Genomic DNA, 12,225 nt, shown 5'->3' on the forward strand with positions numbered 1-12,225 from the left:
CGTATCAGCATAATGGAACAAACAGCATCCATACCCAAAACCCCTCAACTGAAGCCGCCGGAAGATTTCTATTTCCTCCGGCAGAAAGGCATCAGCTACATCCAGGAGCTTGGCCACCGGTTGTGGACGGACTATAACGTGCATGACCCCGGCATCACCACCCTGGAGCTGCTCTGCTTTGCGCTCACAGACCTGGCCTACAGAACGGGCTTTGACCGCCGGGATATTTTTGCCGCCTATCTTGCCAAAAACAAACTCGGCAGCCAGGCCTTCTTTGAGGCGCATGACATCCTCACCATCAATCCCCTCACCCTCCGGGATTACCGCAAGCTGCTCATAGACCAGGCCGGCATACAGAACGCCTGGCTGATACCCCGCGTTTGCCATTGCGGCAGCCACACGGCAGCAGATGATTGCGGCGAGCACTGCAACTGCGAAACCGAATTTTATGCGGACGAAAAAGCCGGCCTGCTCAGCTACCAGCGGCAAACCACCGGCAACCCGCAGCCCAATGAAAAAGTGAGCGTTAAAGGTTTGTATGATGTGCTGGTTGAATTTGAAAGCGACCCCGTTTATGGAGACATCAATGACGGGAGGGTTTACCAGACACTGATCTTCAACAACGAACAAAACAAGGCCGTACTGGAGCTGAGGCTGCCGGACTATGAGACCATCCATAAAACATGGAACAGCCTCCACCCCTTTACAGACCCTTCCATATCCGTTACCGCGCTGGCCATGACGGCCCTCATCAATAAAGACGGGCTGAACGTGAACGACGATAACCTGGCCAAAGCCGTACGGAACCGCATGCTGGCAGACATTACGGTAACGCTTGGCGCGCTGCCGCCCATAGTACTGCAGCAATGCGTGCTTAATATCTACACCTCGTCTTCTACCGCCGGCGCCCTAAAGCTGGCAGACATTCAAAGCGCGCTGGAAGACATTGCCGGTATTATCACCACCTATAAAAAGAATATCGAAAAGATCCACAGCCTGGTAGGAGAAGCCCGCAAAAACCTCCACGCCCACCGCAACCTGGACGAGAGCTTCTGCAACATCGGGCTGGTGCCTATGGAAGACGTCAGCATTTGCATGGACGTGGAGCTGCAACCAGATGCGGACATAGAAAAGGTACAGGCGGAAATAATGGTGCTGATAGAACAGTACCTCAACCCCACCGTTCCGGTATACTCCCTTGCCCAACTGCTGGAGAACAAATATCCCGTTACCGCTATTTTCAACGGGCCACGCCTGCAAAATGGCTTTATACTGCATGAAGACCTGGACAAGGCGGAACTGCGTACCGAAGTACACGCCTCAGACATGATCAACGGCATTATGGACATCAGCGGCGTTATATCCGTCTCCAATTTCCTGATGACCAGCTACGACAGCGCCGGCGAAGTGATCTACCACAGCCGCCCCTGGGTGTTGCCGGTTACGCAGGGCCATCAGCCCCGCCTGTACATACACCGGTCTAAATTCCTCTTTTACAAGAACGGCCTGCCCTTTTTGGCGGCCAGCAGCGAGGAGCTGAACGCCACCCTGCAGTTCCTGCGGGGCAACCGCGAGCACATCAAAACTTCCGGCCTTAAAAATGAGCTGGACCTACCCACCGGCCAGGAGCGGGATTTTGAAGATTATTATCCCGTTCAGTATTCCTTCCCGCCCACCTATGGCATTGGCGAGAACGGGCTGCCGGAAGGCGTTACGGCAACAAGGCAGGCACAGGCCCGGCAGTTCAAGGCGTACCTGCTCTTCTTTGAGCAGATACTGGTGAACTACCTTGCCCAGCTGCAGCATGTGGGAGACCTGTTTTTGCTGGACGAAACGCAGACCAGGAGCTACTTTACCCGGCTGCTGAAAGACACGGACATCCACAACGTTACAGACCTCTATGATACGCTCGATGAATTGAAGCTGCAAGCCCTGATGGAGCCCGCCCAGGCCGGCCTCACACGCCGCAACCTGTTCATGGACCACCTGCTGGCGCGGTTTGCGGAGAGCTTCAGTGACTTTGCCCTGATACAGTACGGCGTGATACAGGCCAACAAGGAAACCGCGGCGCAGGAGCTGCTGAAGGTAAAAACAAGGTTCCTGCAAAGCTACCCCGAAGCCAGCCGCAACCGGGCCCGCGCCATGGACTATTCCATTGCCGCCCCCTGCGTGCCTGACCCGGCAGACCCTACCGGCAACCAGGCCGGTTTGCAATTGCGGTTGTTGCGGATGCTCAACATGGAAGACATGATGATCGTTGAGCACCTGCTGCTGCGCCCGCGCATCCCCGGCCAGCTGCTGCTCCCCATCTGCCTGGATACAGACTGCCATACCTGTTACGACAATGACCCTTATTCTTTCCGCATCACCTTTGCGATACCGGGCTGGCAGGTGCAACAGATGAAAATAGACTACCGCCGGTACGCGGAGAACACCATCCGCCTGGAAACACCGTCTCACCTGCTGCCCAAGATCTGCTGGGTGGCCAATGAGGCCTGCCCGGGTACCCTGCTTTGCGACCTCACGGACCTGCTGTGGAACGCACAAACGCCGCTGCCGGAAAGAACGGACGAGCTGAACTATGCCATGTGCATACGGGCCACCGGCATTATTGCGGCCATGAATGCCGCTTACCGGGACCAGCTGGAAGAAAACGGCCACACGCTCCTCACACAAGCGGAAACGGAAGCGGTGTATGACGATGTAGCGGCCGAGCTGGTAGCAGACATCCCTGCCGTTCCACCTGCCGCGTACCCCGGCATCCGTACCTGGGTGGTGAACTACTGGATGAACAATACCGATTGTTTTATTTACAGCCGCCTCAAAAAGGCCTGGTGCGCCTGGCTGGTAGAAAATGCGAAGCTGCAGCAAAAAGATACTTATCTCGAAAGCCGCCTGCGGGCGTTGCTGGCGCAAAATAGTCCTGCCGCCACGGAAGCCGCCCGCTGCCAATGCGCCGGCAGCATCCTGGAAAAATACGGCCACGCCATTCACCAGTGGGTGGAAGCCAATTTCGAGGCCGGTTTGCAGAAGGCCGCTTTTGACGCCATGATAGCAGCGCTCTCTCCCGGCTGCGCCGGAGTTAACACTGCCGGCGTGAACCAGCTGTTCACGGATTTTTACGATGCTGACAAAATAGCGCTGCTACAGGCGCATGCCATACTGATAAAATTATTGTACAACCTGAAGAGCATTTACCCGCCGGCCACCCTGCACGATTGTGAGGATGGAAATGATACCAATCCTGTACGCCTTGGCGCCACCGCGTTAGGATAAGGAATATTATTCAATCATAGAAGCCAATAACAGATATGATACCGTTAATTGAAAACTACCCGCATTTTGAAGTGAACCAGGTGCTCACCAACGAGCAGCTGAATACGCTCTTTGCTTATACGGACGAGCAGAACCGGCTGACCCGCACCCACCTTTCCGGCGTAGGCATTGTTTGCGGGCTGGACGCGCAGACCGCGGCCAACGGCAGCAATATCACCATCACCAGGGGCTGCGGCGTAACCTCTGAAGGCTACCTGGTAGTGCAGGACGCAGACGTGGTACACCGCTTCCGGCGCCCTTATACCGCGCCAAAGGAAGTACAATACCTGCCCTTCCTGGACGGCAATGGCGATCAGTTCCCGCTCTGGGAACTGCTGCCCGCTTCCCCTCCCGGAGACGGTACCGTGGCGGCCATTGACAGTAATTTCCTGAACGGGAAGATCATCCTCCTTTTTGTAGAGCTGAACAAAACGGCCAACAAGAACTGCCTGCCCAATTCATGTGATGACAAAGGCGCCACCATTTCCGTTACGGTACGCCCGCTGCTGGTCAGCAAAGGGGATGCGGACAAGATCAAGACCGCCATCAGCTATTACACCGCCAAGAGCGCCCTGCCAGACATGCGGATGCCGCGCTTCAACGTGCTCTCCTCCACCCTGCGTACAACAGACGATGTGGTGAACGCGTACCGCAACATCCTGACCAAAGCCTTCATAGCGGATACCGTGGTGGCCAACCTGCAGGCCCTGGTCAATACATACAGCTTCCTGGGCTTTCCGGCCAACGACATCAACAATGCGCTGGAATCTATCAAGGGGCTGCCCTTTGATGCCGCCAACAAACTGCTGCTTACCCGGCAGTATTTCTATCAATACTACTATGATTTTATCAGCGACCTGGTAGACGCCTATAACGAGATCAAGCAGAAGGCGGCGCCTATTCTCGCGGCCTGCTGCCCTGACCCGGCCTGGTTCCGGCGCCACCTCTTCCTCAAGGAAGCGTTGAACCCGCCCACGCCCAGCCAGTACCGTCATTACTTCATTCCTTCTCCCATCACGGCAAAGGAAGGCCAGGCCGCGGCGGAGATCATACAACTGTTCCAGCGCCTGTACCTGATGGCCGCCGCCTTTCCGGAAATAGCCGCGCCCGCCGTACTGACCGGCAGCGGGGTGATCAACTCAGACACGCGGATAACGCCCAGTTTCATGGGCGGCAGCCTATCGCAGCGTTCCATTCCGCATTACTACAGCCAAACACCGCAAGCCAACGGCCAACGCGTGTTCGAGACATGGAACTACCGGCTGTCAAAAGCCGGGAAAGCCGCGCAGAACCTGTCTTACCGAGCGGTAGAATATCCCGCTACAGACGACTTCGTAAAAACACCGCTGAAATACGACCTGGAGCCTTATAACTTTTTCAGGATAGAAGGCCATGTAGGCAAAAATTACAAGGCTTCGCTCAAATACATTACCAGCGTTATCAAGAGCAACCGGCTGCCTTTTGACGTGGTGGCCGTCAAAACGGGTAACAAGGCGGACAATATTGACGTCGCCAGTTTCTCCGCACATTTTGAAGACCTGGAAACCGCCTACCTGCTGCTGTGGGACAATGTAAAATGCAAGGGCGTGTCTCTCCTGGACCCCATAGACACCCTTGCCAAGGTAACGCCGCAGATCATTGCCGCCCTGCGTGCCCAAACGCCGGTGAAATGTGAAGCGGACCAGCTGGAAGAACTGGCAGCCGCGTACAAAAAAAGAACGGACGCGCTCAAGGAAGCCTTCCTGCTCAGTAACTATTCCGAAAAGCATGTAGGCCTGCAGCACAAGGGCGGCGTACCCGTAGGCGGCACCTTTGTGATGGTGTACCACGGTGAAATGGTGGCCCCTCCTCCCGTAGCAGGCGGCGCCTCCGGCCTGCTCAATGTTACTGCGGTAACCGTTGGCGGCAATACGTTCAACCGGTATACGGTGAACAAGCAGGTAGCCCGTTTGTACAATGTTGATTCAAAAAGCCTGCAAACGTACACTACGCTGGTCGAGGCCCTGAACCCGGACGATCCCAAAACCATGAAGGTGGCGGAAGACGCCTTCCTGGCCATGATACCCCAGAACAAAGCCATCCGCAACACCGGTATTTTCCGGGATACCTTCCGGGCCGCGCTGCCCGTGGAAGTAACAGAAGGCATTGTGTTCGCGGACTTCTTTTTGCCCTACAAATGCTGCAGCGACGGCACGCCGGTACAGTACATCATACAGGAACAACCGTTGCCGCTGGAGCTGGTCATTGAAGAAGAAAAGTGCGTGAACGGCAGCAACGTGGTCACCTTCCGGGTAAACGGCGGCGCACCGCCGTACTACGTGAACAACGTGGAAGTGAAAAGTAAATTCACCCGCACCTTCGGCCCCAACCAGGGCGGGCAGGTGATAGTGCTGGACAGCCAGAACGCCACTTCCGCCGTAACCGTTACCCCGCAAACCTGTCCGCCCGTTTGCGACCTCCCCTGCAACGGCATCTCCTACATCTGCAGGTATCCCGCATGGCTGGCCAAACCCGTGGAAAACATTCCCAAAGACGCCCTGTTCATTGAGTTTGCCTACCTCAATATTACTGACGACAAAGGCGCCGTGATATTCGATGAGGACTTCAGCACGCTGATACGCGAGATCACGGAAAGGGCAGGCGAGATCAACAACGGCAACTACCACGGCTGGATGGAAGAAATAGTGAAAGCCATCAATGAAAGCATCCGGAAAAAACTGCCCAACTATAAAGGCCTCGTGTTCGAGTATGACGCCGGCGGGCGGGACGATAAACAGACCGGCCATTTGAGGATCAGGTACCTGCAATGCCACCGCTTTGAGTTCCGCATTGTGATACGCGCCAAAGACGTGGACCACGATTACCGGTACACCAATTCCGGCGTAGACGTCAGCTTCCGCATCAAAGGCCAGGAGTCCAGAACAAGGATACCAAAGTTCGGCTGCGTGCAGATAGATGAATGCCAGGATAAATCCACCGAAGACTGCCGCATCAATGAATTTGCCGTTGAGCGGGAAGGCAACCGGCTATTCATCAAATTCCTGGACGGCTATAAAACAGCTTACTGGCTGGCCGGCGATGCCATGCCCGCATTTGCTACCGGCCTGAGCATGGAGATCAAGGCGCTCGGCCTGCCCGTGGTGGTGAGAGTGATCTTGCTGAACGAACAGGGTTGTTGGGGCTACCAGGAAGTGATCTATAACGAAGGCTGATATGCATACGCACCTCATACAAAAACAGACCGTGGAAGTGACCGTGAACGGTACCGCCCCACAGGCCATGGAACTGCAGCGGCAGGTATCCCTTCTGTGTGAAAGCGCGCTGCCTGCGGCGCTGGAACGTGTGCTGAATTTATATGGCGATGACAAAAGTGACATAATAATTGATTATCTTACCATAGATATCAGCAGCCTCCGCGCGGGCAATTTTGAGGAAGCATTCATACCTTCCGTTGCCGCCCAACTTGCAGCTGCGTTACAAAGCAGGGTACGGCCCAAAAGGAGCAACACCCCTGCCCCGGCTTACGACGGTGATTTGATAGTGTATAAAAGAGATGCACAAAGTGTTATAGAAAGTAGGGTTGAGTTAGTGTTTTTTCATTTTTTGCGGACAGGCGTCCTCCTATGGTGGACATCCCCTGACCAAGCCAAAAGCTGGGAAGCCGCTATGCTCAACCTTCTTTCTGCATCTCACCCCGTTCTGGACACGCTGCGTATCACCCTGTTGCGGCACCCCGCCGCCAGGCAGCGTTTCCTATTCCAGTTTTCTTCCTTATGGCAGCAACAGGTATTGGCCTTACTCGCCCCCACCGCATTTGCAGCCACACAATACGTGCAACAGCTATTGCAACACCTTTCCCCCACCCGATTTACCGCGTCAAAGGCGCTTTTCTCCCGCTGGCAGGTGAATGTATTGCTGGCGCCGGAGAAGCCATTGACCTCTTTAATAAAGGATGCGCTGACGCAACTCGGCTATACACAATTACCGGAGCTGCAAGCGCTTTCGCTGCCTGCGTTGCAACAGCGTGTTAGCCTTCTCCCCCTGCCTGATAATCCCCCCCTCAATACCGTTGCAAAAGCCGTTTTTCAACTGCTGCAACAGCCCCCGGCGGAAAAGCCGGTTGACTTACAGGATATTCAGCCGCCGGCAACGGATGAAGAAGATGGCCACTATATCCACAACGCCGGCCTCATTCTGCTCATGCCCTTTGTGCCCACATTCCTCCGCCATTGCGGCGCGGCCGGTGAAACAGGCATACTGCATGAAGGTTACGCGGTAGCGTTGCTGGAGTATCTCGCATCGGGCAGGCAGGGCGTAGGCGAACAGGAAATGATATTCAACAAAATACTCTGCGGTATACCCATAGGGCAACCTGTGGAGAAGATCACCGCGCTTGCGCCTGAACATATGGAAGAAGCGGACAACCTGCTGCGCACCGTTATATCCCACTGGCCGGTGTTGCAAAACACCAGTCCTGACGGGTTGCGCAACAGCTTTCTGCAACGGGCCGGCAAGCTGTCTGCCAAAGACGGCAACTGGCTGTTGCAGGTGGAACAGCAGAGTTATGATGAATGGCTGCTGGCGGAGCTGCCCTGGAGTTTCCAGGTAGTAGGCGTGCCCTATGGCAAAAACAAAAAGATCATCTGGACGGAATGGATGTAACCGGATAAACCAATGGATGCATGAAAGCAAGTGCAGACGCAGTAAAACAGCCCCCTAAAAAGAACGCTTCTTCGCAAAAAAAAGAAGCAAAGCCCTTTTTTGCCCCGTCTGCCAAAGGTATCCAGCCCAAGTTAAAAATAGGTTCTCCCAATGATACTGCGGAAAAGGAAGCAGATCATATGGCGGACAAAGTAATGCGCCAGCCTGACCTGGCCGTTCCCGCGGCAAAGAAGGAGCAGGAGAAAAAAGCGGTGATGAACAGGCCCGCGCCGAAAATAGTGAAGAGTGACGCGCCGGTGCAGATGAAGGGTGTTGTACCAGGTAAGGAAGAGCCTAAGGTACAAAAGAAAGATGCTGCTGCACAGGGTAAAGAAGAGCCCAAGGTGCAGATGAAGGAAGATGCAAAACCTGCCGCACCGGCTAAGGAAGAACCCAAGATACAGAAGAAAGATGCTGCTGCACAGGGTAAAGAAGAACCCAAGGTGCAGATGAAGGAAGACGCAAAACCTGCCGCACCGGCTAAGGAAGAACCCAAGATACAGAAGAAAGATGCTGGCGCACAGGATAAAGAAGAACCCAAGGTGCAGATGAAAGAAGATGCAAAACCGGCCGCACCTGCTAAGGAAGAACCTAAGATACAAAAGAAAGAAGGCACCGCACAGGGTAAAGAAGAACCTAAAGTGCAGAAGAAAGAAGACGCAAAACCTGCCGCACCTGCTAAAGAAGACCCCAAAGTACAAATGAAAGGCGAAGGCACTCCCTCCTCCGCCATCAACGACATCGGTGAAGGCATACGCCAGCAAGGCAACGGCGGGCATACGCTTTCAGACGATACCAAAAACTTCATGGAGCACCGCTTCAACGCAGATTTCAGCAATGTTCGCATACATACCGGCCCGGAAGCCACGCAGATGAACAACCAGGTAGGCGCCAGGGCGTTCACCTACCAGAACCACATCTTCTTCAACAATGACCAGTACCAGCCCGGCTCGTCAGGCGGCCGCCACCTGCTGGCGCATGAGCTGACCCATGTAATGCAACAGGGGCAAAGCGTGCAACGCAGCGAAGCGCCGGCCGCCACCGCTGTAGTGCCGCCGCAGGTGCAGCGCTTCATCGATATTGATATTGACATAGACATCAGCCTGCCCTCCTGGCAGGATGCTCTGGACTGGCTGGCGGAGAAAGCAGACAACATCCCCGGCTTCCGCATGTTCTGCATAGTACTCGGCTCCAACCCTATCAGCGGGGCCGCGGCAGACAGAAGCGCCGCCAACATCCTGCGGGCCGCGGTAGAGTTCCTGCCGGGCGGGCACCAGATCACGCAGGCGCTGGAAAAATACAACGTATTCGAAAAGGCCGGCACCTGGATAGAAAGCAAACTGAAGAAGTTCTCCAACCTGCTGGGAGATATCACCGCCGCTGTCAACACCTTCCTCAACAGGCTGGACTTCATCGACATTATTACATCGCCCTTCCAGACCTGGGAAAATGCGAAAAGTATTTTCAGTACACCAGTAGAAGACATGCTGGCGTTCATCCAGGGCCTGTTTGAAGAAGTGATGCAGTTCATCAGGGATGCCGTGCTCAAACCGCTGGCCGCGCTGGCCGCCAACTCCCGCGGCTTTGACCTGCTTTGCGCCGTAATAGGCTTCAACCCCATTACCAACGAGTCCGTTCCCCGCAATGCAGACACCCTCATTGGCGGCTTCATGAAATTTATTGGCCGGGAAGACATCTGGGACAATATCAAAAAAGGCAATGCCGTACAAAAGGCGTTCGACTGGTTCCAGAAGGCCATGAAAGGGCTGATGGACATGGTCAAACAGTTCCCACAGGACTTTATTGCCATGCTGAAATCGCTGGAGGTAACAGACTTCCTCAACCTCCCGTCGCTTTTTGAAAAAGTATTTGGCGTGTTCAGCGGGTTTGCGGCCCAATTCAGCAGCTGGGCCATGAACACCATCTTTGACCTGCTGGAAATTGTGTTCTCCGTAGTGGCGCCCGGCGCTATGCCCTACCTGCAGCGGGTACGCGGGGCGTTCAAGTCTATCCTGGAAAAACCGATGGTATTTGTGGGGCACCTGATCAATGCGGCCAAACAGGGCTTTAACCAGTTCAAGAACAGGATAGGCACCTGGCTGAAAAAAGCACTGGTCAACTGGCTGCTGGGCTCGCTGGCGGGCGCCAACATCTACATTCCGCAATCGTTCTCCCTCAAGGAAATACTCAAGCTCGGCCTCTCCGTATTCGGCCTCACCTGGCAAAACATACGCGGTAAACTAGTGAAAGCAGTGGGCGAAACTGCCGTAGCCGCTATGGAAACCGGCTTCGACATCATAAAAACGCTCATCACCGAAGGCCCCGCCGCAGCGTGGGACAAGATACAGGACAAGATCAACGAACTGAAAGACCAGTTCATTTCAGAAGTGACCAACTTTGTTACCGTTACCGTAGTGCAAACGGCCGTGGTCAAACTGCTGTCCAGCCTGAACCCCGCAGGCGCTTTCATACAGGCCATCATTGCCATCTACAACACCATCATGTTCCTGGTGCAGAAGATACAGCAGATAGCCGCCGTGGGCAGGGCCGTGATAGACAGTATTGTACAAATTGCCAGCGGCGCTATCGGGGCGGCCGCCAACAAGGTGGAAAACGTGCTGGGCGGCATGCTAAGCCTGGCTATCTCTTTCCTCGCCAACTTCCTGGGGCTGGGCAAGATATCAGACAAAATTGTGGCCATCATCAAGAAACTGCGCGCCCCGGTAGACAAGGCCATTGACAAAGTGGTAGAATGGATCGTGAAAGCGGGCAAGAGTTTCCTGGCCAAGGCCAAAAGCAAAATACTGGGCTGGCTCAAGATCCGTAAAACATTTACCGGCGGCGATAACAAATCACATTCCGTATATTTCAGCGGAAAAGATGAAAACGCCCAGGTATACATTGCCTCTACGCCCACGCTGGCAGACCAGTACCTGGACAGGCTGGCCAAGCTGGACCCCGGCAATCCCGCCAAAATAGGGCAGGCCAAAACCGTGCTGAGCGAAATAGGCGCGGTGAAGCGGTCTGACAAAAAAGACGAAGACAAACAGAAAGAACTGGAAAAACTCTTTGGCAAGCTGGCCGGCATATTGAGCGGCATCAAAGGAACAGACGGCCTGAAAGATAAAATGGACGTGGTAGCGCTTACCTTCCAGCGCAACCCGAAACACCCTGAAAAGGAATTTAATGACCAGCTGCATATGCAGGAGGTAGCCCTGAACAAGATGAAGATCAGCAACTGGCTGGCCAACCGCTACAACTTTGAACAACGCGGGCGCGATGAGGCCGGCCTGGACAGAGGCAAACGAAAAGAAAGGCAGGTGCTGTTCAGCCAGTTCCTGAAAGTGGCGTACGAAGAGATCAAGAAAAAGAACCCCGGCATCAAACCGGATGCGCTGGATACACAGGCCAGGGCAGACGCAGAACAAATGGTGAACGATCACCTGGCCGGCAAAGCCCTGCTGCACCGCGTAGACCAGGTGGCCGGCGGTGAAGGCGACGACTTTGGCGGACATGGCGCGTCTAACGTCAATTCCGCGCTGGGCAGCCTCTGGAAAGCGCAGGTGCCGCTGGTAGTGAAAGGCGTGGAACAGGTGAAACCTGAAAAACATAACAGCGAAAGCATAAAAGTCAAATTAAACTGATAGCGCATGGATGAAATAGATGTATTTCTGCGGAGGCATCCGAAAGACGAAGGCAGCTTCCCTCCCGCCGCGGCCACTACTATTGACAAGTATAGCAGCCGGCTGCCCGGCTTTTTGCTGCAGCTATGGAAAGAAAACGGCTACTGCTCCTTTAGCAAAGGTTTTTTCTGGCTGGTAAACCCGGATGACCTGGCAGAAGAAACCGCCGCCGTAGCGCCTGATTTCAAAGGAGCGTTGCCGGCCCTGCGTACCGGGCTGGGCGCCGTTTTCTTTGAGCACAACGGCGCCTGGCATTCTTATGACCCTGTTTACCTGGACGTGACCAGCTATGAGAACTTCAGCCTGGCAGACGTGATGAACTATTCCGTTACAGCGGATGAATCGCTCAATGAATATTACTATCATCATCTCTATAAAAAAGCCTACAAACGCCTGGGGCCGGTCAGCTACGATGAATGTTACGGTTTTGTACCCGCCGTGGCGCTGGGTGGCGAGCTTGCCGCAGACAGCCTGCAGAAAGTGAAGCTCCGTGAATATCTCCAGATACTTTCTCAACTTGAATAAC

5 protein-coding genes are annotated in these 12,225 nt (G+C 54.6%); all 5 read left to right on the forward strand.

All coding sequences use genetic code 11. The features are described from left to right. Positions 1-12 precede the first annotated feature (12 nt). The 5 genes from D3A97_RS18395 to D3A97_RS18415 are packed head-to-tail and all read left to right on the forward strand — an operon-like array spanning position 13 to position 12,224. Positions 13-3,276, forward strand: a complete 3,264-nt coding sequence (locus D3A97_RS18395) for a baseplate wedge protein (protein WP_157986620.1) — start codon at positions 13-15, stop codon at positions 3,274-3,276. 35 nt (positions 3,277-3,311) lie between these two features. Further along, positions 3,312-6,527 carry a hypothetical protein gene (locus tag D3A97_RS18400; RefSeq protein WP_119079982.1) on the forward strand — a complete coding sequence of 1,072 codons (3,216 nt, stop codon included), beginning with the start codon at positions 3,312-3,314 and terminating at the stop codon, positions 6,525-6,527. Between the two features lies 1 nt (position 6,528). Next, positions 6,529-7,977: a contractile injection system tape measure protein gene (locus tag D3A97_RS18405; protein WP_119079983.1), complete on the forward strand. Its 1,449-nt coding sequence runs from the start codon at positions 6,529-6,531 to the stop codon at positions 7,975-7,977. Between the two features lie 20 nt (positions 7,978-7,997). Further along, positions 7,998-11,660, forward strand: coding sequence for an eCIS core domain-containing protein (locus tag D3A97_RS18410; protein ID WP_119079984.1), 3,663 nt, complete (start codon positions 7,998-8,000; stop codon positions 11,658-11,660). Between the two features lie 6 nt (positions 11,661-11,666). Continuing rightward, positions 11,667-12,224, forward strand: coding sequence for a T6SS immunity protein Tdi1 domain-containing protein (locus D3A97_RS18415; RefSeq protein WP_119079985.1), 558 nt, complete (start codon positions 11,667-11,669; stop codon positions 12,222-12,224). Position 12,225 lies beyond the last annotated feature (1 nt).

The sequence above is a fragment of the Chitinophaga alhagiae genome, from assembly GCF_003568665.1.
Classification (GTDB): domain Bacteria; phylum Bacteroidota; class Bacteroidia; order Chitinophagales; family Chitinophagaceae; genus Chitinophaga; species Chitinophaga alhagiae.